The sequence below is a fragment of the Pseudoalteromonas sp. MIP2626 genome (assembly GCF_013414205.1).
GTDB classification, from domain to species: domain Bacteria; phylum Pseudomonadota; class Gammaproteobacteria; order Enterobacterales; family Alteromonadaceae; genus Pseudoalteromonas; species Pseudoalteromonas nigrifaciens.
Genome location: NZ_JAATTW010000001.1, coordinates 186,597 through 206,837, shown reverse-complemented (window position 1 = coordinate 206,837; position 20,241 = coordinate 186,597). Strand labels below are relative to the sequence as shown.

20 protein-coding genes and 1 pseudogene are annotated in these 20,241 nt (G+C 39.6%); 7 read left to right on the top strand and 14 right to left on the bottom strand.

What is annotated here, in order from left to right:
• Nucleotides 1-99: 99 nt before the first annotated feature.
• Both HC000_RS00930 and HC000_RS00925 read left to right on the top strand, forming a co-directional pair.
• A complete protein-coding gene (locus tag HC000_RS00930; protein ID WP_179806662.1) occupies nucleotides 100-909 on the top strand; it encodes a glucosaminidase domain-containing protein in 810 nt (269 codons plus the stop codon).
• A complete protein-coding gene (locus HC000_RS00925; protein ID WP_179806661.1) occupies nucleotides 902-1,570 on the top strand; it encodes a DUF2987 domain-containing protein in 669 nt (222 codons plus the stop codon). The genes HC000_RS00930 and HC000_RS00925 overlap by 8 nt, the downstream gene beginning before the upstream one ends.
• Nucleotides 1,571-1,641: 71 nt before the next feature.
• Here the strand turns inward: HC000_RS00925 and HC000_RS00920 are convergent, their stop codons facing one another.
• Together HC000_RS00920 and HC000_RS00915 are read right to left on the bottom strand one after the other, a co-directional pair.
• Nucleotides 1,642-2,820, bottom strand: coding sequence for a GGDEF domain-containing protein (locus tag HC000_RS00920; RefSeq protein ID WP_179806660.1), 1,179 nt, complete (start codon nucleotides 2,818-2,820; stop codon nucleotides 1,642-1,644).
• 139 nt (nucleotides 2,821-2,959) lie between these two features.
• Complete coding sequence (locus HC000_RS00915) at nucleotides 2,960-3,850, bottom strand: TIGR01777 family oxidoreductase (protein WP_179806659.1); 891 nt, start codon at nucleotides 3,848-3,850, stop codon at nucleotides 2,960-2,962.
• Nucleotides 3,851-4,022: 172 nt separating this feature from the next.
• Between HC000_RS00915 and HC000_RS00910 the strand changes: the two genes are divergently transcribed.
• A complete protein-coding gene (locus HC000_RS00910; protein WP_179806658.1) occupies nucleotides 4,023-5,057 on the top strand; it encodes an AI-2E family transporter in 1,035 nt (344 codons plus the stop codon).
• 50 nt (nucleotides 5,058-5,107) lie between these two features.
• On the opposite strand, the pseudogene HC000_RS00905 reads toward HC000_RS00910, so the two are convergent.
• The 6 genes and pseudogenes from HC000_RS00905 to HC000_RS00880 all read right to left on the bottom strand — a co-directional run bounded on the left by HC000_RS00905 (nucleotide 5,108) and on the right by HC000_RS00880 (nucleotide 9,429).
• Nucleotides 5,108-6,201 (bottom strand): annotated as a pseudogene (locus HC000_RS00905) (FAD-dependent oxidoreductase).
• A gap of 102 nt (nucleotides 6,202-6,303) precedes the next feature.
• Nucleotides 6,304-6,714 carry a hypothetical protein gene (locus HC000_RS00900; RefSeq protein ID WP_179806657.1) on the bottom strand — a complete coding sequence of 137 codons (411 nt, stop codon included), beginning with the start codon at nucleotides 6,712-6,714 and terminating at the stop codon, nucleotides 6,304-6,306.
• Nucleotides 6,701-8,038, bottom strand: coding sequence for an ATP-binding protein (locus HC000_RS00895; RefSeq protein ID WP_011327965.1), 1,338 nt, complete (start codon nucleotides 8,036-8,038; stop codon nucleotides 6,701-6,703). Before HC000_RS00895 ends, HC000_RS00900 begins: the two co-directional genes overlap by 14 nt.
• On the bottom strand, nucleotides 8,032-8,706 hold the full coding sequence (locus HC000_RS00890) for a response regulator transcription factor (protein WP_179806656.1): 675 nt from the start codon (nucleotides 8,704-8,706) through the stop codon (nucleotides 8,032-8,034). The genes HC000_RS00895 and HC000_RS00890 overlap by 7 nt, the downstream gene beginning before the upstream one ends.
• Before the next feature lie 3 nt (nucleotides 8,707-8,709).
• The gene (locus tag HC000_RS00885; RefSeq protein ID WP_011327966.1) at nucleotides 8,710-8,967 is read right to left on the bottom strand and encodes a PepSY domain-containing protein; all 258 of its coding nucleotides are present in this window, start codon (nucleotides 8,965-8,967) and stop codon (nucleotides 8,710-8,712) included.
• A gap of 159 nt (nucleotides 8,968-9,126) precedes the next feature.
• Nucleotides 9,127-9,429: a YciI family protein gene (locus tag HC000_RS00880; protein WP_058373227.1), complete on the bottom strand. Its 303-nt coding sequence runs from the start codon at nucleotides 9,427-9,429 to the stop codon at nucleotides 9,127-9,129.
• A gap of 188 nt (nucleotides 9,430-9,617) precedes the next feature.
• Between HC000_RS00880 and HC000_RS00875 the strand changes: the two genes are divergently transcribed.
• Together HC000_RS00875 and HC000_RS00870 are read left to right on the top strand one after the other, a co-directional pair.
• On the top strand, nucleotides 9,618-11,042 hold the full coding sequence (locus tag HC000_RS00875; protein ID WP_179806655.1) for a sodium-dependent transporter: 1,425 nt from the start codon (nucleotides 9,618-9,620) through the stop codon (nucleotides 11,040-11,042).
• A gap of 198 nt (nucleotides 11,043-11,240) precedes the next feature.
• Entirely contained in the window at nucleotides 11,241-11,510 is a 270-nt protein-coding gene (locus HC000_RS00870; RefSeq protein ID WP_058373229.1) for an HU family DNA-binding protein, read from the top strand.
• Nucleotides 11,511-11,593: 83 nt separating this feature from the next.
• Here HC000_RS00870 and trpA read toward each other — a convergent pair whose 3' ends face one another.
• From trpA to HC000_RS00840, 6 genes are read right to left on the bottom strand one after another with little or no spacing between them, the layout of a single operon-like run.
• Nucleotides 11,594-12,415: a tryptophan synthase subunit alpha gene (gene trpA / locus HC000_RS00865; RefSeq protein WP_058373230.1), complete on the bottom strand. Its 822-nt coding sequence runs from the start codon at nucleotides 12,413-12,415 to the stop codon at nucleotides 11,594-11,596.
• The gene (gene trpB, locus HC000_RS00860; protein WP_011327971.1) at nucleotides 12,412-13,596 is read right to left on the bottom strand and encodes a tryptophan synthase subunit beta; all 1,185 of its coding nucleotides are present in this window, start codon (nucleotides 13,594-13,596) and stop codon (nucleotides 12,412-12,414) included. Before trpB ends, trpA begins: the two co-directional genes overlap by 4 nt.
• Before the next feature lie 7 nt (nucleotides 13,597-13,603).
• Nucleotides 13,604-14,968: a bifunctional indole-3-glycerol-phosphate synthase TrpC/phosphoribosylanthranilate isomerase TrpF gene (gene trpCF / locus HC000_RS00855; RefSeq protein ID WP_179806654.1), complete on the bottom strand. Its 1,365-nt coding sequence runs from the start codon at nucleotides 14,966-14,968 to the stop codon at nucleotides 13,604-13,606.
• Nucleotides 14,961-16,028 carry an anthranilate phosphoribosyltransferase gene (gene trpD, locus HC000_RS00850; RefSeq protein WP_179806653.1) on the bottom strand — a complete coding sequence of 356 codons (1,068 nt, stop codon included), beginning with the start codon at nucleotides 16,026-16,028 and terminating at the stop codon, nucleotides 14,961-14,963. The genes trpCF and trpD overlap by 8 nt, the downstream gene beginning before the upstream one ends.
• 11 nt (nucleotides 16,029-16,039) lie before the next feature.
• Nucleotides 16,040-16,642: an aminodeoxychorismate/anthranilate synthase component II gene (locus HC000_RS00845; RefSeq protein WP_179806652.1), complete on the bottom strand. Its 603-nt coding sequence runs from the start codon at nucleotides 16,640-16,642 to the stop codon at nucleotides 16,040-16,042.
• A gap of 1 nt (nucleotide 16,643) precedes the next feature.
• A complete protein-coding gene (locus HC000_RS00840; RefSeq protein ID WP_179806651.1) occupies nucleotides 16,644-18,212 on the bottom strand; it encodes an anthranilate synthase component 1 in 1,569 nt (522 codons plus the stop codon).
• 487 nt (nucleotides 18,213-18,699) lie between these two features.
• Between HC000_RS00840 and HC000_RS00835 the strand changes: the two genes are divergently transcribed.
• Nucleotides 18,700-19,554 (top strand): PHP domain-containing protein, encoded by an 855-nt coding sequence (locus HC000_RS00835; RefSeq protein WP_179806650.1) that lies wholly within the window; start codon nucleotides 18,700-18,702, stop codon nucleotides 19,552-19,554.
• Nucleotides 19,551-20,171: an L-threonylcarbamoyladenylate synthase gene (locus HC000_RS00830; protein WP_179806649.1), complete on the top strand. Its 621-nt coding sequence runs from the start codon at nucleotides 19,551-19,553 to the stop codon at nucleotides 20,169-20,171. Before HC000_RS00835 ends, HC000_RS00830 begins: the two co-directional genes overlap by 4 nt.
• Nucleotides 20,172-20,241 lie beyond the last annotated feature (70 nt).

The window sequence follows — 20,241 nt, the reverse complement described above, 5'->3', positions numbered from 1 at the left end:
TGAAAGTTCGCCTTTATAAAGTGGCTTAGGTATAATAACGCTTCGTATGTATGTATGTGCATTACCCATACATAATTTAAAGTTTTATTGAGAGAGTACATGTTAAAAAACATTATAAAGTTTTTATTAGCCGCACTTTTTATTTGGGCACTGGCGTTTCCTTTTTTACAAAGTGACGAGGGTGATTCAGATGAGCAAACAAGTTCAGAGCAACCTACAAAGCAAAAGAAAAAAGAAAAACCACTGCACAGTGTAACGCTACCAAAGTTTTCTGAGTTTGCGGATGTAAAAGATAAAAAGCGGGCATTTTTTAACTTTATTAAACCGCATGTAGAAGCCGAAAATAAAAAGATTTTACAGCAACGCGCTAATTTAGAAATTGCCCGAATGATGCTTGAAAACGACCTAGCGTTAGACGAAAAACAGAGCAATGATATTGTTAAAATATTAAAGTCGTACGACCTACCCACCACAGTAAATAGCTTCACGCTTAAACAAGCACTTCGCCGTGTAGACGTGATCCCTAAAGAACTAGCCCTAATGCAAGCTGCTAATGAGTCTGCGTGGGGAACATCGCGATTTGCACGTATTGGCCTGAACTTTTTTGGCCAGTGGTGTTATTCAAAAGGCTGCGGTATGGTCCCTGGTAGACGCGATACCGGTGCTGCACATGAAGTGGCTGCGTTTAAGTCGGTGCGTGCTGCGGTTAGCTCTTACTTTAAAAATATAAACACCCATAATGCTTATAAAGAGCTGCGATCTATTCGCGAAAACTTACGTTTAGAACAACAACCCATAGCAGCAACATTATTAACGCAGGGTTTAATGTCGTATTCAGAGCGTGGTGAAGCGTATATAGAAGAGCTAAACACTATGATTAACCAAAATAGAGCTTACTTTGATGAATAAAAGTGTATTAAATATAGTTACAGTATTGTCGTTAACACTACTGAGTGTTACCGCATTAAATGCCTCTGCTAGAGAGTTTGTAATGTCGTACGATGGCTTTTACGATCGCTTAAAAGTGGTTAATAAAGGTGATTTTCAATATGCGCGAGTTAATTTTTATATTAGCGATATTGGCACTAACGAAGCCTGTGCAATTAAAAGTGGCACAATTTTAACCGAAAATAACGAATACCCGCTCAATTACACCGAACAAGCGCAATTATTACTGCCTTTTGATAAGCAACTTGATACAGATAAAGCGGTTATTGTGGTGCAACCGCAAAACCCGATACACGACTGTCAGTTAAAATTACAAATAGAAGCGAATGAACTTGAAGGCTTAAGTTTTACTAAACAGTCGTTATTTACTATACACACTGAACTTGACGAACTGTTGGCTGATTTATCGGGCTTTTTTGTTAGTAAATTAATGTGGTTTTTATTACCAGAACAAAAAGGCGTAGTTGTTACCTTTAAAAAGCCAATGCATTTTGATGATGAAAGCATTGAGTGTAAAAAATCAGTGTGCTATTTCGCTGTTGCAGATAATTGGCAAGACGATACTAAAGAATTAGCTGATATTGCAGATGTTATAAAAGTAACACCTTGGATAACTAAATAAATATAATTTTTATAAAAATTACTTAAAGCGGCTTTTGCCGCTTTTTTATTTAGCTGAACTCTAGTTAAGTATTATATTGCGGAAGTGTTGGCTTGCGAGAAGAGGGCGTGATCGTATTGGCTAACTACTTTGTCGCGGCCTGTTTCTTTTGCAAGGTATAGGTGTTTGTCGGCGTGTAATAATAGCTCTTTTAAATTTAGCTGGTTAATAGTGGTACTACTAACACCGGCACTAACAGACAGAGGAATGGGTTGATCATTACAATAAAATGGTTGCTGACGAATATTAACGCTTAATTGCTCTGCCAAGCTATTTGCTTGCTCAAGCGTATAACCATTAAGCAACACTGCAAACTCTTCTCCCCCTATTCGCGCTGTTATGCCAATATTCATAAATAATTGGCTGATATGTTGCGCTATCCATTTTAATGCTTGGTCGCCTACATCATGGCCATATTTATCGTTTACACGCTTAAAAAAATCTATATCTAACATAATTAAAGCAAGGGTATGATTTTTATCGGCTGTATTGGCCTTAATGTTTTTACAGGTAGAGAAAAGCCCGCGGCGATTTAATAATTGCGTTAGCGAATCATTATTGGCCAAGTTAATCAGCTTAGATTCTGAATTTGCAAAAATAATAAAAGGCAAAATTAGAGCACAGAGTGTGGTAATAAAAAGGTGCGCTATTAATAGTATGTGTAACTGGGGCTTAAAGTCATCATTATTTGAGGTTATAAAGGGTAGCAACAATAAAATTGCTTGTCCTAACATCACTAAGCTATGTGTTACTAAGCCTATTATAAGTAATCGTTGCTGTAATTTAGCAGCGCAGTGTGTTTTTAATAAAATAAAAGCGCCGTATAAAAATAAAACGGCAACCATAAAGCTTGTTAGTATTTGGCTTAAAACATGATTGTATACAAGTACGAGTAATAAAGCGCATAAGCCATAAAGGTAAGCCAAAGGGGTTAAGTTTATTACAGCTTTGTTGTTAAACTTACTTAAGCCGATTACAAGTAATAGTGGGCTAAGTATAATAAATAAGTTTGCAAGGTAGTGGGTTAGCCATGGGAGGTTTAGCTGTTCTTTAAAGCTCACAAGTAAAATAGCGGTGGCAAACGAGAAACAAGCACCGCCAAACAACAAAAAGCTAGTTGTTTTTTTGTGTAGGTAAAAAGAAGTAAACAGTATACCTATCAGTAAGTTAAAAATAAAAGATAGGCTAATTATAGTCGGTAAGTGCAGCATGTTGTAAGTACTCTTAAATATAAGTGGCAGAGCAATTCGCTGCGTCCGTGTATTATATACTGTTATAATTTTAAAAAAATCGTTGTAAAGCATTGTATTTATAACTAAATAAGTATTTATAAATGCTGAATGACTGTGCTTATACTAAACTCTCTAATGCCGAATCTATGTCAGAAAAATGAAATCGGTAGTTATGCTCTAATGCTTTTTGGGGTAAAACATATTGTCCGGTAATGAGCAGATCAGCCATTTCGCCCATTAACAGCTTTAACACAAGCGCTGGCATAGGAATTAGCGCGGGCCGAGATAACGCTTTACCTAAACTTTTGCTAAATACTTTGCTACTTACAGGGTTTGGCGCAGTTGCATTAATAGGCCCAGTCATATTTTTATGTTTTATAATAAATAATATTAACTGCGTCATATCGTCAATATGGATCCACGACATACCTTGCTCGCCATTGCCAATAGGGCCGCCTAAACAAAGCTTAAACGCTGGTAGCATTTTGCTCAATGTACCGCCTTTTTTTGCTAATACTATACCAGTGCGCAGTAAACACACGCGGGTGCTAGCTGATTGAGCTGCTAATGCTGCGTTTTCCCAGTCTTTACAAAGCTGGTGGCTAAACTCATCGTGGGGTTTATTATTTTCTTCATCAATTGGGGTAATGCCTTGGCGACCATAAAAACCAACTGCACTGCCTGATATAAACGTATGCGGTGGGGTATTGGATGCAGCGATTGCTGCGGATATTTGCTTTGTTAGCTCAATGCGGCTCTCGCGAATAATCGATTTTTGCTTATCACTCCAGCGCTTATTTACAATGGGCTCTCCCGCAAGGTTAATTACTACATCAATATTATTAAAATCAACCGCGTCTATGTTGGTAACTGCATTTATTTTATGCCCTAAAAGTACGTTTGCTTTTGTAGGGTTACGGCTTAGTACAGTAATACTATGATGGTGGGTTAAAAAAGGACAAAGGTGTTGGCCAATTAAGCCAGTAGCTCCAGTAATAAAAATATGCATAACACAGCCTTATTTTTTAAATGCTAGCAAGTGTTTAAAATTTATACTCGCTAGTGCTTGGTTTTGCAAATTTATACGTGTAATGCAGTTTTATGATCACTTAGTAAATATTTCATTTTATTAGCTTTTGCCTTACACTAAAGGCTAATAAAAAATAATAAGGATCATAATATTGGCAAGTTTAACTGGGGTAAATAAAAGCTTAATTATTTTTGCTGCACTGGTTATTGTGCTCGCAGGGATCAAGTCGGCTAGCGCTATTATTATTCCCTTTATTTTAGCGGCGTTTATTGCAATTATTTGCAGCCCGCTAATTAAATTTTTTGCTCGCTATCGTATTCCCAAAGGCATTGCTGTTGTTTTTGTGGTGCTTATTATTGTTGGACTAGGCGTTAGCCTTGGCGGCTTGGTAGGGCAGTCAGTTAACGATTTTTCGCAGCAACTTCCGCAATTTAAAGTTAAATTAAAAGAAGAGTTTGTTTGGCTGGTTGATATAGCGTCGCAGTACAATATTTTAATTAATAAAGACCAAATATTATCTATGTTTGATCCAGGTAAACTGGTTGATGTTGCCACCAATATGCTCGCCAGCTTAGGTGGTGTAATGGCGAATATGTTTTTAATTATTTTAACCGTGGTTTTTATGCTATTTGAAGGGCCGTCACTTAATCATAAAATACATTCGGCGCTTAACGATCCTGATAAAAAAATGAAACAAATTAATCGCTTTTTAGACTCAATTAACTCTTATTTAGCTATTAAAACCTTAGTAAGTTTAGGAACGGGTATATTAGCTGCTTCTTTACTGTGGTTTTTAGATGTCGATTATTTTGTATTGTGGGGTGTATTAGCCTTTATGTTTAATTACATTCCAAATATCGGTTCAATTATTGCTGCTGTACCTGCGGTATTATTGGCACTTATAACGCAAGGCCCTTTAGTTGCTGGTTTAGTGGGAGCCGGATATTTAGTTATTAATACTGTGATGGGTAATATAGTAGAGCCTAAATTTTTAGGTAAAGGGCTGGGGCTTTCTACCTTAGTGGTGTTTTTGTCTTTGATATTTTGGGGCTGGTTATTAGGCTCTGTAGGTATGTTGCTGTCGGTACCTTTAACTATGATAGTTAAAATAGGGCTTGAAGCAAGTGACGAAGGTCGCTGGGTGGCAACATTACTAGGTACAGGCGAAGAGCTTACTGAAAACTAATTTATAGCAAAGTAGTATATTACTTTGCTATAAGCATAACTTTACGGCTATTAAACTTTTAAAGCATTAATAGCCGTATTTGCTGCGTTAATTGCACCTTCTAAGTATCCTGCCTCTTGCTGCGAAAACTCGCTGCCAACAAAATGAATATTTAAGTTAGCTAACTGTGAGCTTAGCCCCGAGTAGTTAAACTCTGGGTGTTGCGAAGGCCCTGTTTTATCATCTTTATTTGCCACATAGGAGTCAGCTGCCCAGTCCTTAATAAAATACCCTGTAGCTGCGTATACTTCATCGCCATAAAAATAAGCAAGTTGCTCTATACACGCTTGTTTTAATTGCTCAGTGGTTACTGTACTGCGCGTTGAGTAAGGTACACCAATAAAGCCAAATAGGGCGGGGTGAGTATTATGACTGGCGCTTGCATCGTGAACCTCTACTAATGGGCCGACACGGCTAAAACATTGGCCAGATAAGTTTTTATCACGCCAAAAAGCATGTTCAAAAGTTGCTATAAATTTAGCTTGCCTGCCATCCATGTAGGCACTGCAGTTAAGCGATTTATAAGTGTTTGGTTAGCCCAAAGATCAGGGGTTAAGTGTTGGGTTATCATACGCGGGGGGAGCGCTGCAATTAGTTGCTTTGCGCTAAATTGCTTAACTTCGTCATTGTGATTAGCGGTTATATGCCAAGTATTGTGTTGTTTATGTAATTTAACAACGTGATGCTCTGTTAGGATTGAAGCTGGGTTAAGCTGCTCATACAAGGCTTTAATTAAGCTGTACATGCCGCCTGTTAATCTTAGGAGGTGCATTTCGCCTGCACCGGCTATTTGTTGCGGCTTTAGCGTTTGTGCAGCCTGATATAACACATCGCCTTGTGTGTATTGTGCAAATACAGGTAAGCGTAATAACGAAATAAGTTGTTGAATTTTAGGTTGATGATCAAAAATCCAAGTAGGGCCTAAATCAAAGCTAATAGCACTATTGTGAGTAGTATGTGCTGCTTCAATTCGCCCGCCTAACTGTGGTTTTGCTTCTAATAATAGGTAGGGAATATTACGTTTTTGTAGCAGGTATGCACTATACAACCCAGCTAAGCCGCCACCAATAATAATAACGGGTTTATTTGTAGTGGGTTTGCTCATAGTAACCTTTTATACCTTTATGGTTTGCATTGTAAGGCGCTGGACTATTTATTAATATCGCTACTCATGTCGATATTAATAGCGCAGTACTTATTTTAAATATTAAAGAGGCCGCTTTAAGTCTAAAGTAAATTGCTCTACTAGTGATAACTCGCAGGTTTTATAGGTTATTGCGGCACTTAAAGCGTTAGGTAACTTTAATGAGTAGCGCCACTGGCAACTATGCTTAATATAATTTTCGTTACTGGCAATGCTTTTTATAAACAGCTGTAAAATTTGCGTATTGCCAGTTTCAAATTCTAATTTGTTTAACTCAAATTTGCGCTTTTGAATCCAAGTGTTTTGCAGTTGTTTAGCTGTATTTAATTGATCATCAAGGCACTGAATGTAACGCTTAGTAATCTCTGGTGTTGCTTGATCAGGTAATTTACATGTTTGCTGGGCAAAGCTTACTGAGCTAAAAAATAATAAAGTTAAGCTTAATAAATAAATTATAAGGTTACTTTTTTTCATGGTAATTAAACTCTAGCATAAACTTGGCTCCGCCTAATTGCTCAGACTTAGAAATTGTGAGTAAGCCACGATACGACTTAACTAAGTCAGATACGATTGCCATACCCACACCATGGCCGCTTTCGTAGGTATCTAAGCGTGTGCCTCTGGTAAGTAGAGATTCGCGTTTGTCTTGTGGTACACCTGGGCCGTCGTCGCTAATACTAATACACAGGGTTTTACCTTGCGCTACTTTAATAGTTACTTGTGAGCGACATGCTTTACAGGCGTTATCAATTAAATTACCGAGTAATTCCATTAGGTCGGTTTTATCACCTAAAAAGTAATCTTTTTTACCTACTTTACAATCAAAAATAATATCTTTATCGCGGTATACTTTACCCATAGCGCTTAAAATAGAGTCTAAAACAGGTTTAATAACGGTTTGTTTTTTCCAAGTGTCGGAAGCACCTGTAGCAGCACGTTTTAATTGATGCTCGATCATCACATTAATGCGATCGAGTTGTTCTTGTGCATCGGCATCATTTGCCAATGGACTAGACTTTAGTACGGCCAATGGTGTTTTAAGTGCGTGGGCTAAGTCGCTTAATGACGCTCTATAGCGCTCTTTTTGGCGTTGTTGCGACTCAAGTAATAAGTTTAAATCAGCTTTTATTGTTTGTAACTCTACAGGGTATAAGCCTTTTATTTCTTGTATATCGCCAGACTCTATCGCTTTAATTTCTTTATCTAGGCGCTGCAGTGGGCGGGCACTCCAAATAAAACCAATAGCCATTAACCCAGCAATTGCTATTCCCATTATAAACATCCAATCAACCAGCGTTTGTTTAAAGCCATCCATAAGCTTTACTAGCGCGTCGTTACGCTTGAGTAAAATAAAGCGTGCTTGCTCAGACTGATCAATATTATTGAGAATAACGGTTAAGCTTAGTTGCCAATAGCTGGTGTTATTATACTCTACACGCCTAAAATCAGCAGCGCCCGCTTTGGGCTCAATATATTCTGGCGTAAAATTAACATTCACCGCCGACTCAGAATACCAAATAGGTACATCATCGCGGTATATCATTGCGTAGGTATCTGAATTTAAATTATTAAGTTCGGGGGTTAAAATAGTGCTGGGCATAATAATGCCGCGCTCAGTAAAGTCGACTTCAGAAATAAGGGAGTAGAGGTGAGCTTCGAGATTTTTTTCTGTCGCATCAACCAAAGAGGCATAATAAGCGGTGCCTATAGAGTAAAACAAAATAGGCAGGGCGACTAATAAAACAAAGACAAGGATAAATCCTTGCCTTATTTTTAACGATATTTGCGGTGCTACCACTGGCTTTTAAGCCTGTAGCCGCGTCCTCGTAGTGTTTCTACAGGGTTTAATACGCCTTCAGGATCTAATTTTTTACGTAAACGCAGAACAAATACTTCAATTACGTTCGAATCAAGGTCAAAGTCTTGGTCGTAAATATGCTCAGTAAGCTCTGATTTAGAAATTACCTTTTGCGGATTAACCATCAGGTATTCTAGTACTTTGTATTCGTATGCAGTTAAGCTTAACTCTTTATCGTCAACCCAGACTTGCTGCGAGCGAGTATGAATTTTAATTGGTCCTGCTGTCATTTCTGGGTTTGCTTTACCTGCGCTACGGCGAATTAGTGCATTACAACGGGCAATTAGCTCCTCAACATGAAACGGTTTTGTTAGGTAGTCATCTGCACCGGCATCTAAGCCTTCTACTTTATCTTGCCAACGATCACGCGCTGTTAATATTAAAATAGGAATGGTAATACCTTGAGCTCGGGCTTTATTAATAAGCTCAATCCCGTCTATTTTAGGTAAACCTAAGTCAACTACAGCCATGTCAAGAGGGTACTCGGTGATATGAAAAAGACCCGATTCACCATCGTGGCATAAGTCTACGCTGTAACGTTCTTTTTCTAGAGCATTACGCAGGTTATCTGCTAAGTGTAAATCATCTTCTATAACTAAAATTCGCATCAATCAATCCTTTTTCACTTCGCCAGTTTTTTTATTTATTTTTAAATCTACGACGTGGCCGTCAGATTTTAAAATTCGTACAGTATAAAAATTTATTTTTTCGGTAATTTTTAATGTCGTACCGTCAGTGGTTTCTTTTGCAAGTACTACCGCTTTCTTTTTGCTTATCTCAACGCTATTAACCTTAGTTATTGTATTAGCTTGCAGCGTATTAGCAAAACAAATACAAGCGAAAAAGTTGAGGATTAATAATACGCGCATGACGGGACTCCTAGATCAGACCTACTCAGTTTAGTAAACCGAGTTACCAAAATTCAATTAAATACTTAATAAGAATTTTACGGCAACAGTTTAGTAATTAACGAGTGAACAAACCCTGAATTTTATACTGAGATCATTCAGCGTTAGGTACATGTGTTATTAAGCAGGGAATACTTTTTTATACGGTTTAACAATTGAGTTTTCGTATACGCCAGCCGCAACATAAGGGTCGGCTGCTGCCCATTCTCGGGCGGCTTCTAAAGAGTCAAACTGAGCAATTACCAGTGAACCGGTAAAACCTGCATCACTTGGATCTTCATTATCGATAGCCGGAAGCGGGCCTGCAGTCAGTAAACGGTTTTGCGAATCAAGTTCACTTAAGCGTGCAAGGTGCGCTGGTCGGGCCTCTTTACGCAGTGCTAAGCTGTTTTCAACATCGATTGAATAAATCATGTACAACATACAGAATCTCATAAAATTTGTTAAATTTATTTAAGTGTATACTAGCATAGCGTTGAAAAATGGTGAATTAAAAGTGTTTACAGCTTTGTTTACAGTGAGAATGTTTTTTTACTGTGTAATTGCTTGAAAAGCGTTGCGTAACACTGGTAGAGTCCCATGGATAAGATAAATAATAACAAGGTTTATACATGAGTGAAAATAGAGAGCATTTTAGCTCCCGCCTAGGGTTTATATTAGCAGCGGCGGGCTCTGCTGTGGGCATTGGTAATTTAGTGGGCTTTCCTGTTTCTGCAACAAAAAACGGTGGTGGCGCATTTTTGCTCGTCTATGCCTTGTTTGTCGCATTTATTTGTTTACCTGTAATGATGGCTGAAATGGCCATGGGCCGTAAAGCGCAAAAAGATCCCCTAGGTTCATACAAAATATTGGGCAACAACGACACAAAATGGAAGTTGGCTGGTTTTTTAGCTGTGTTTACTCCTTTTATGATAGCGGTTTTTTATATGGTTATTACTGTATGGATTTTTGGCTATTTAATGCAAACCGCACTTGGTAATTTAGATTCGCTGGCAAACCCTGGACACTTTGGGCTGTTTATTAATAGCTACACTGTATTTGCTTATATGGCAGCAGTGGTACTTGTTGTTAACTTAATTTTGTTAGGTGGTGTAAAGCAAGGAATAGAAAAAGCGGCTAAATTTTTAATGCCGGCATTATTTGTCATGTTAATTGTGTTAGTGGGTTATGTATTAACGCTAGATAATGCGATGGCAGGTGTTAAGTATTATATTATTCCTGATTTTTCTAAAATGAATGCCAGTGTGTTAAATGGTGCGTTAGCGCAAGCATTTTTCTCATTATCGCTTGGTATGGGTATTTTAATGACGTATGCGTCTTATATATCTAAAAAGGATGATATTGTAGGCAGTGCAAAAATGGTCGCGATTACCGACTCATTGGTTGCGTTTGTTGCAGGTTTAATGGTGTTACCGGCTATTTTTAGCTTTGATCCAAATACAGATCCAGCCACGCTTTCTGATTCATCAGTATCGATGATATTTGTATACCTACCTAAAATACTGTTAGCACTGCAACATGATATTGGTTACTTTGGTGCATCGGCAGTGGCGTTTTTATTCTTTTTATTAGTATTTTTTGCTGCAATTACATCACTCGTTTCTATTGTAGAAGTACCTACAGCAACATTGAGCGATCGCAAAGGTATAAGCCGTAAAAAAGCATTGGGTATTTTAACCTTAGCCACAGGCGTGCTTACAGTTTTATGTACTATGTCGTTTGGTATGATAGATAGCTTAACGTCGTTTACTGGTTACGGCGGTGAAAGTAAGAGCTTTTTTGATGTGGTTTACGATGTATTTTACGATACCATCTTACCGTTTAACGGTTTAATGGTGTGTTTATTTGTAATGTACCGCTGGAAAAAAGCAAATTTAAGTAAAGAGTTGAGTATAGGCTCGCCTAATTATGCAGGCAGCTTTATGGAAAAGTATGTTAACTTTTCGCTTTCAACGTTTATTCCAATTATTTTAGCGACTATATTTATAAACACAGTTGCAACTAAGTTTTTTGGATTGAAATTATTTGGTTTTTAAAAACTGATTAATATTAATTAAGCCGCGTATTTCGCGGCTTTTTTATGTCTGTAGTAAATGTATAGCTAATATCAATTGTATTAACGCTGCAGGGTTGACTTGCGTCCTTGTAAGCCTTAGCCTCCCTGACTTTATTTTATATTATGGTTAAATTCCCACGCTTAACTAATTCATTTTGCGTGTATTTAGGAGCATTCAATGAATAAAGCACAACTAGTTACCGCTATGGCTCAAAAAAGTGAGTTAACTAAAAAAGACGCACAAGCAGCACTTACCAGTTTACAAAAAGTAATTACTAAGTCGCTTGCAGAAGGGGATCAAGTACAAATAAACGGTTTTGGTACTTTTGCATTAAGCTATTACCCTGCACGCACTGGGCGTAATCCACAAACCGGTGCTAGTATTGAAATTGAAGGGGCTAATAAAGCGGTGTTTAAAGCTTCTAAAACGTTAAAAGACCTTCTTTAATTTCATTCTCTGTTAAACACTTTTTTTATAAAAACGAAAAGGGCATTTTTAAAATGCCCTTTTTTAATTTCCGTAGGAACTAATTAAAGCGCTGTAGCAGCTTTCATTTTAGTTACAAAGGCTTTTAATTGCGCTGTCATGGTAGGTAAGTCATCAAGGTTTGCTTCGATAATTTTAACCACTGCCGAGCCCGAAATAGCCCCAGCAGCACCGGCATTTAATGCAGCTTTTACATCATCAGGCGTTGAAATACCAAAACCTAATAGCGCAGGTGCGCTATGGTATTCTTTTAATTTAGTTACAATGTTGCCCGCTGGCATTTGCGCTTTTTCGTCAGTGCCGGTAACTCCCGCACGCGACAGTAAATAAGTGTAACCTCTGCCATACGATGCGCATGCGCGAAGCGTGTCGTCATCAGCATTAGGGGTGGCAATAAAGATAGGGTCTACACCGTTTGCCATGGCTGCCTTTCTAAATGTTTTTGACTCATGTAGTGGCACATCGGCCACTAAAATAGAGTCTACGCCGGCGGCTTTAGCATCTTTATAAAAGGTGTCGATACCGCGTTTAAAAACTAAGTTTGAATACAGTAATAAACCAATTGGAATATCTGCATTGTACTGGCGTATTTGCTTAATAATATCAAAGCAGTCTTGGGTGTTAATGTGCACATTAAGGGCGCGAATATTCGCTTTTTGTATTACTGGTCCATCTGCAATTGGATCTGAAAACGGAATACCAAGTTCAAGGGCATCAGCGCCGCCATCAATTAAACTTTTAATAATAGCAATACTTTGCTCTTTACCGGGGTCGCCAATGGTTACAAAGGGTACAAATGCCCCATGTTTTTGCTCATTAAGGGTGGCAAACATTTTACCGTAGCGATCTGTATTTACTTGGCTCATATTTGACCTCCTTGCGACAATACATTGTGAACGTGGGCTAAGTCTTTATCGCCTCGGCCACTTAAATTAACCACTATAATGCTTTCATCAGTTAGCGCTTCTGCATATTTAAGTGCATAAGCTAGGGCATGGCTAGATTCAAGTGCCGGAATAATACCTTCATTTTTGGCAAGCGACTGAAAAGCGTCTAGTGCTTCGGTGTCGGTGATGGCTACATATTGTGCACGACCTGTTTCGTGTAAAAATGCATGTTGCGGCCCAACAGCCGGGTAATCAAGACCAGCAGATACAGAGTACGACTCTTCTATTTGGCCGTCGTCATTTTGCATAATATAGGTGTAAGTGCCGTGCAATATACCTTTAGTGCCTTTACAAATAGTGGCACCGTGCTCGTGTGTATCTAAACCTTTACCTGCAGGTTCAACACCAATGAGCTTTACACTTGGCTCGTTAATAAAATCACTAAACATACCAATGGCATTTGAGCCGCCGCCAACACAGGCAATAACGGCATCTGGTAGGCGGCCTTCAGCTTTAAGCACTTGTTGTTTTGCTTCTTCGCCAATAATTTTTTGGTATTCACGCACAATAGTAGGGAATGGGTGTGGGCCCGCTGCAGTACCAAGTAGGTAATGCGCATCTTGATAATTTGCTGACCAGTCACGCAGTGCTTCGTTTACAGCATCTTTTAATGTGCCAGATCCCGCTGTTACCGGAATAACTGTCGCGCCCATTAGCTCCATTCTAAATACGTTTGGTTGCTGACGTTCAACGTCTTTTGCGCCCATGTAAATACGGCATTTCAAACCCAGTAGAGCACAGGCAAGTGCTGTAGCAACACCATGTTGGCCTGCACCTGTTTCGGCAATAACCTCTGTTTTACCCATACGTTTAGTTAATAACGCTTGGCCAAGTACTTGGTTAGTTTTGTGCGCGCCACCGTGCAGTAAATCTTCACGCTTTAAATACAGTTTAACCTTTGGATTTTTAATTAAATTACGCGTTAAAGTAAGTGGCGTAGGGCGACCCGCGTACTCGTTAAGTAATTTTGAAAGTTCAGCCTGAAACTGTGGATCTTTTTGTGCTTTATTAAATTCGTTTTCTAACTGCTTAAGCGCAGGGACAAGTAGCTCGGGTACAAACATACCGCCAAACTCGCCAAAATAAGCTGGATTTTTCATTTTAACCTCAATAATTTCTAATACTTGTAAATGCGTTTTGTAATTTGTTAGGGCACTTTTTACCCGGAGACTGTTCTACTCCAGAATTAAGGTCTAGCCCTAGGGCGCCTTGAAAAAGTGCCTCTTTAATGTTCTCAGGATTTAAGCCTCCAGCAAGCATAAAGGGGGTGGTGGCATCACGCAGCACCGACCAATCAAAGGTTTTACCTGTACCGCCAGCTTGGGTGTTGCTGTGGGTGTCGTACAAAATGCGATCAACACCGTTTACTGGAGTCGGCAGCGCATCTTTTATTGCCTGTGCTTTCCAAACTTCGCAGTCGGTAGGTAGTTGTGTACGCAAGGTGGTAATGTAATCGTCACTTTCTTGACCGTGTAATTGCACAGCCGCCAATTTTAATACACTTGCGTAGTGGGCTACTTGCTCTATAGGCGCATCTACAAATACCCCAACAAAGTTAAGTGGTGCACTTTGGCTAAGCTCTATGGCGCAGTCTAAGTCGACATAACGAGGCGATTTAGGATGAAAAATTAACCCGCCATATACGGCACCATTTTCATACGCTGCAAGCGCATCTTGGCTGCGCGTTAAGCCACATACTTTGTTATCGCCTAAAATAACTCTTTTGCAGGCTTGCTCTAAATCGCGTTCGCTCATAAGTGAACTGCCAATTAAAAAGCCATCGCAAAGTGGCGCTAATCGTTTTACGTCTTGGTGGGTGTAAATACCCGACTCCGAAATAACGACTTTATTAGCCGGAATAAGTTTACGTAGTTTTTCGGTAGTGGCCAAATCTGTGCTTAAATCGCGTAAATCGCGGTTGTTAATGCCAATTATTTTAGCATCAAGGGCAAGCGCACGGTGTACTTCTGCTTCATTACTTACCTCAGTTAGCACCGACATATTTAACGAGTCAGCAACGCTATGCAGTGCTTTATAGCTTTCATCGTCAAGTACTGAGAGCATTAATAATATAGCGTCGCCGCCATAAATACGCGCCATATATACTTGATACTCGTCTATAAAAAAATCTTTGCAAATAAGAGGCTGCTCTACTTGGCTACGTACAAACTCTAAGTAATCAAAGCTGCCTTGAAAATACTTGGTGTCGGTTAGCACGCTCATACAGCTGGCATACTTTTTATAAACCGAGGTAATTTCAGTTAAATTAAAAGGCTCTCTAATAAGCCCTTTAGACGGCGATGCTTTTTTACACTCTAAAATAAACTGAATGCCAGGGGCTGCCAGTGCTTTATAAAAGCTGCGAGTTGTAGGCACCGCAAGGTGCTTAAAGCTATCTAGTGGGCGAGCGGCTTTGCGCTCAATTAGTTCTAATTTTTTATCAGCAACAATTTTGTCTAATACATTAGCCATTACTTACCTCAATAATTGCATTTAGTGTGTTCATGGCTTGCCCTGAACTTAATAACGAGTGTACTTGTTGTGCGCCGTCTTTTAGCGATTGTGCTTTACCACTTAGGTATAACAGTGCGGCCACATTAACAATAATAGCGGCATTATGCGCTTCATTACCCTTACCTTGTAAAATAGCAAGAGAGACATTAGCGTTGTATTGTGGGCCTTCACCGGTTAGTTGTTCAAGTGAATAGTTTGCAAGGTCAAAGTCACTTGGGTTAAGCGTATACTCGCTAATGTTGCCATTATTTAACTCAACCACAGTAGTTGGGCCGTGCAGAGCAATTTCGTCGGTGCCAGAGCCATGTACTATCATTGCGCGCTTCGTGCCTAGGGTTCTTAATGTTTGTGCCATAGGTAGGCATAAATTGGGGTCGTATACCCCGAGTAACTGTACTTCAGGTGCTGCTGGATTTACCAAAGGCCCTAAAATATTAAAAATAGTGCGTGTTTTAAGGGCAGTACGCACTCCCATTGCGTGGCGTACGCCTGGGTGATACTGAGGTGCAAACAAAAAAGTAAAGCCTGTTTGCTCTAAGCAATTAGCAGCTTGTGCTGGCGTCATTTCAATATTGATGCCCAGTGCTTTGAGTAAATCGGCAGAGCCTGAGTTACTCGAGACACTGCGATTACCGTGTTTTACCATGTTAATACCTGCCGCTGCTGCAACGATAGCAGCGGTAGTGCTAATATTAATTGTATTAGAGCCATCGCCACCGGTACCGCAGCAATCAGCAAGCTGGTTACTGGTAGTATTAAAGGCGAGCGCATTTTCTCGCATAGACGCTGCAGCGCCAGCTATTTCATCGCTGATTTCGCCTTTTGATTTTAACGCTATAAGTAGCGCACTGAGCTCAATATCACTCATGTTACCTTGCATTATTTCATCAAACAGCGCTTTAGATTGCGTGTAGCTTAATGATTGGTTGCTTATCAGTTGCTCAATTGCAGTTTGAATGCTCGCATTGTGCATATTAGCACTGAGAACATTCATGTTTTGCTTGGCTTGTATACTCATAATGTTCTCCTTTATTGGCTAGCGGTTAAGTAGGCAATGCTTTGCTGTAATAGCTGCGCGCCGTTTGGGGTTAAAATAGACTCAGGATGAAACTGATACCCTAAAGCCTTATCATCATGATGATAAATAGCCATAGGAATATCTTGGTACTGGGCAATGACTGCAATATTATCGGGCACTTTAGTGGCCATTAAAGAATGATAACGCGCTACGGGCATAGTGCTGCCCATACCGTTAAATACCGGGTGAACACCTAAATCAATAATTGACGACTTACCGTGAACAGTTTCACCAGCATGGCCAATTATGCCGCCATAACTTTGGGTTAAAGCTTGCTGGCCTAAACAAATACCCAGCATAGGGAAGTGACCTTTAGTAAGCGCTATTAAATCCATTAAGCAGCCTGCATTGCTAGGTGTGCCAGGGCCTGGCGAAAGCACTAATAGCACTTGGCCTTGCTCTTGGCGCATTTTATTAAAAATAACTTCTGCGCTAATATTGTTTCTGTAAACAACAAGTTCACAGCCAAGCATAGTTAGCTCGTCAACTAAGTTATAAGTAAACGAGTCAAAGTTATCTAAAAAGTAAATTTTAATTGGGTGTTGCTGGCTCATGTTAACCCGCCTCGTAAGTAGATTTAATAGCGGTAATAACCGCTTGTGCTTTAGCACGGGTTTCGTTTGCTTCTGACTGCGGATCTGAGTCAAACACCACTCCGGCCCCGGCTTGCACGTAAGCAATATTATTTTTTACAAAGGCTGAGCGAATAACAATACAGCTATCCATAGCGCCATCTCCGGTTAAATAGCCTACAGCGCCGCCGTAGCTACCACGGCGCTTACCTTCGGTTTGGCGCACAAGTTCTGCCGCGCGTACTTTTGGTGCACCAACTAAGGTTCCCATGTTCATACATGCTTGGTATGCGTGTAGTGCATCAAGCTCTGGCTTTAGCGTGCCGACAACGCGCGACACTAAATGCATTACTTGAGAATAGCGGTCTACTTTTAATAGCTCTTTAGCAAAGCGCGTACCGGCTACGCTAATACGGGCAACATCGTTACGGGCTAAATCAACTAGCATTAAATGCTCAGCGCGCTCTTTTTGATCGTTTCTGAGTTCAAGCTCGATGCGGCTGTCTAAGTCTAGATTTATTTGACCATTAGCAAATTTGCCACGCGCTCGAGTACCTGCAATTGGATATACTTCGACCTGTTTTGATGCCACAGTATATTTAAGTGCTGACTCGGGGGATGCACCAAATAAAGCAAAGTCTTCATCGCGCATATAAAACATATACGGGCTGGGGTTTTGCTGTTTAAGTTTGCTATAAGCATGAAGTGGGTCAGGGCAAGGCAGCGAGAAAGTACGCGAAGGCACAACCTGAAATATATCGCCATCTACAATATTCTTTTTCAGCTTAATTACTTGCTCGCAGTAAGTTTCGTCGCTTATATCAACAGCAACATCGCATTCACCGCTTTGCATCTTGGCGCTAAATTGTGCAGCACTATCGCATAAGGTATTTAAGCGCTCTAGCTCTTTACCTACTTCAAAGCAGTTTGCATGTACGTCGGGGCCATTAAATACATTACCAATAAGTTCTGTGGTTTGTTTTTGATGATCAATAACAACTAAAGTTTCGGCTAAATAAAACACGTAATCGGGGCAGGTGTTTTCGCCGTCTGGTACATCAGTTAACTGTTCAAAATTGGCTACCATGTCGTAGGCAAATACACCGCCTAAAAATACCGAAAAAGGATTGTTGGTGGTGCTTTTAATACTATTAATACAGGTGCGCAGTGCACTGAATGCATTATCGGCAACCAGCTTACTTGCTTCGTCAATACCATTGTTTGAACTTAAGTACTCAAGCGTTAATCTTGTATCGTTTAGCGTGGCTTTACAGCTTTTTACATTAGCATGTAAGTAGCTTAGTAACTGTTGCCCATTATTTGATTGCGCTGTAATAGTTACAGTTTTACCCTGACATACAATACGCAGTGCACAATCAACTAAAATTAAACTTTTAACACTGTCTTTAGACTCAATTTCGGCCGACTCAAGCAGTAGCGAATTTGGCTTATCAAGTGCGCTATATAGTGCAAGCGGGCTACTAATGTAGTCGCGTACTTGCGTAATACTGGTTACTTCGCCTGGTGTTGTAGTTATGTGACTAAAAATCAAACCTCATTCCCTCAAAAAAATAAAACCCCGCAATGCTGTGCAATGCGGGGTTTAAATAACGATATCTAAATTACAAACAGATCATTACCGTCCCGCTAAATTAAGCGCCACCAACGATGTGTAAGAGTAAGATTGTTATTCATGTTTTTTAGCCTCTAATGCTTTTATTTTTTCCAGTCGTTACTGGTTAAAAAAGATACGTGTAAATAATAATTATAAAATTTAGTGATAAAAAAACCCGCACAGTTGCGGGTTTTGAATATTTGTTAGACACGACAATTCACCACCCGAAAATTACGAGTGCCACCACCAAATAGTGTTTAGAGTAGAATTGTTCATTATTGTTAATGCTTATAGTGTCTTTAAGTGCGTACAGTAAAACGTATCATATGCTTTGATGTCAAGTGTTTATTTAAAAACAATTTAGTTAAAAAACTTGTTATACTAATAACGATACTTTCCACACTTAATTTTAAGTAGTTTTCTTTTGATAAAATATGATTTACATAGCCATACAACACACTCCGATGGGCAGCTAAGCGTTGCAGAGCTATTGCATCGTGCTGTTGATAAAAATATAGATGTGTTTGCTATTACAGATCACGACACTGTGGCGGCCATAAAACCTGCTCAGCATATTATTGATACCGAAAACCTACCATTATCGCTGATCACCGGAGTTGAAATATCAACTCGCTGGGAAAGCTTTGAAATTCATATTGTGGGATTAAATATTGATACTGAAAATTCAGACCTAACGGCTTTATTGCTAGAGCAACAGCAAAAACGCGAAACTCGCGCGTTAGAAATAGGTACACGTCTAGCTAAAAATGGCTTTGATGATATTTACGAACAAGCAAAAGAGCTTGCAAAAGATGCGCAAATTACTCGCGCGCATTTTGCTCGCGCTTTAATAGCACGCGGTGTTGCAAAAAACTTTCCCGGGGTATTTAAAAAATACTTAGGGCGCGGTAAAACCGGTTATGTGCCAAGTAGTTGGTGCGATATGCAAACGGCTGTTAAGGCGATTCATGCCGCTGGTGGAGTGGCGGTTTTAGCTCACCCTAGTAGTTATCAAATGTCTAATAAATGGCTACGTAAATTATTGGTTGAGTTTAAATCTGTTGGCGGAGACGCAATAGAAGTTGCTCAGCCTCAGCAGGCACCAAGTGATCGCCAATTTTTAGGCGAGTTAAGCCGTGAGTATGATTTGTTATGCTCGCAAGGGTCTGATTTTCATTTTCCGACAAGCTATTTAGAGCTTGGTAAAAATCTATACTTACCTAAGGATTGCCGCGGCGTTTGGCAAGCTTGGGAAAAGCAAGAAGGAGCAGCAACATGAGTCAACTATTTCATATTCATCCAGAGAATCCACAATCAAGATTAATTCAACAAGCTGCCGATATAATTAAGCAAGGCGGCGTTGTTGTTTACCCTACAGATTCGGGGTACGCCATAGGGTGTAATATTGGTAATAAACAAGCAAAAGAGCGTATTGAGCGTATTCGTGGCATAGAAAAGCACCATAATTTTACTTTAGTGTGCCGCGACTTATCTGAGCTTTCTACTTATGCACGTGTAGATAATCAAACCTTTAGATTAATAAAAAACAATACGCCAGGGCCTTATACTTTTATTTTTAAAGGCACTAAAGAAGTACCAAAACGTTTATTAAACGACAAGAAAAAAACCATAGGTATACGCGTTATAGCGCATCCTATTGCGTGTGCATTGCTAGAAGAACTTGGCGAGCCACTCATGTCCTGTTCACTTATTTTACCTGGTGAAGAATACACAGAGTCAGATCCAGATGAAATTATTGAGCGATTAGATAAACAGGTAGATTTAATTATCCATGGTGGTTATTTAGCAGAGCAAGCAACCACAGTGGTTGATTTATCTGAAGATGAAGTGCAAATTTTGCGTGTTGGCTGTGGTGATACCAGTCCGTTTGAGTAAAAAGCAGTGAACGAAGAAAACACCAAACCAATAAGCACCCCCATTGAAAAGCCAGTGCAGCAAAAGCTGC

Coding starts and splice junctions, on each gene's coding strand:
- HC000_RS00930 (WP_179806662.1), top strand. CDS start 100: ATGTTAAAAAACATTATAAAGTTTTTATTAGCCGCACTTTTTATTTGG.
- HC000_RS00925 (WP_179806661.1), top strand. CDS start 902: ATGAATAAAAGTGTATTAAATATAGTTACAGTATTGTCGTTAACACTA.
- HC000_RS00920 (WP_179806660.1), bottom strand. CDS start 2,820: ATGCTGCACTTACCGACTATAATTAGCCTATCTTTTATTTTTAACTTA.
- HC000_RS00915 (WP_179806659.1), bottom strand. CDS start 3,850: ATGCATATTTTTATTACTGGAGCTACTGGCTTAATTGGCCAACACCTT.
- HC000_RS00900 (WP_179806657.1), bottom strand. CDS start 6,714: ATGAAAAAAAGTAACCTTATAATTTATTTATTAAGCTTAACTTTATTA.
- HC000_RS00890 (WP_179806656.1), bottom strand. CDS start 8,706: ATGCGAATTTTAGTTATAGAAGATGATTTACACTTAGCAGATAACCTG.
- HC000_RS00885 (WP_011327966.1), bottom strand. CDS start 8,967: ATGCGCGTATTATTAATCCTCAACTTTTTCGCTTGTATTTGTTTTGCT.
- HC000_RS00880 (WP_058373227.1), bottom strand. CDS start 9,429: ATGTTGTACATGATTTATTCAATCGATGTTGAAAACAGCTTAGCACTG.
- HC000_RS00875 (WP_179806655.1), top strand. CDS start 9,618: ATGAGTGAAAATAGAGAGCATTTTAGCTCCCGCCTAGGGTTTATATTA.
- HC000_RS00870 (WP_058373229.1), top strand. CDS start 11,241: ATGAATAAAGCACAACTAGTTACCGCTATGGCTCAAAAAAGTGAGTTA.
- trpA (WP_058373230.1), bottom strand. CDS start 12,415: ATGAGCCAAGTAAATACAGATCGCTACGGTAAAATGTTTGCCACCCTT.
- trpB (WP_011327971.1), bottom strand. CDS start 13,596: ATGAAAAATCCAGCTTATTTTGGCGAGTTTGGCGGTATGTTTGTACCC.
- trpCF (WP_179806654.1), bottom strand. CDS start 14,968: ATGGCTAATGTATTAGACAAAATTGTTGCTGATAAAAAATTAGAACTA.
- trpD (WP_179806653.1), bottom strand. CDS start 16,028: ATGAGTATACAAGCCAAGCAAAACATGAATGTTCTCAGTGCTAATATG.
- HC000_RS00845 (WP_179806652.1), bottom strand. CDS start 16,642: ATGAGCCAGCAACACCCAATTAAAATTTACTTTTTAGATAACTTTGAC.
- HC000_RS00830 (WP_179806649.1), top strand. CDS start 19,551: ATGAGTCAACTATTTCATATTCATCCAGAGAATCCACAATCAAGATTA.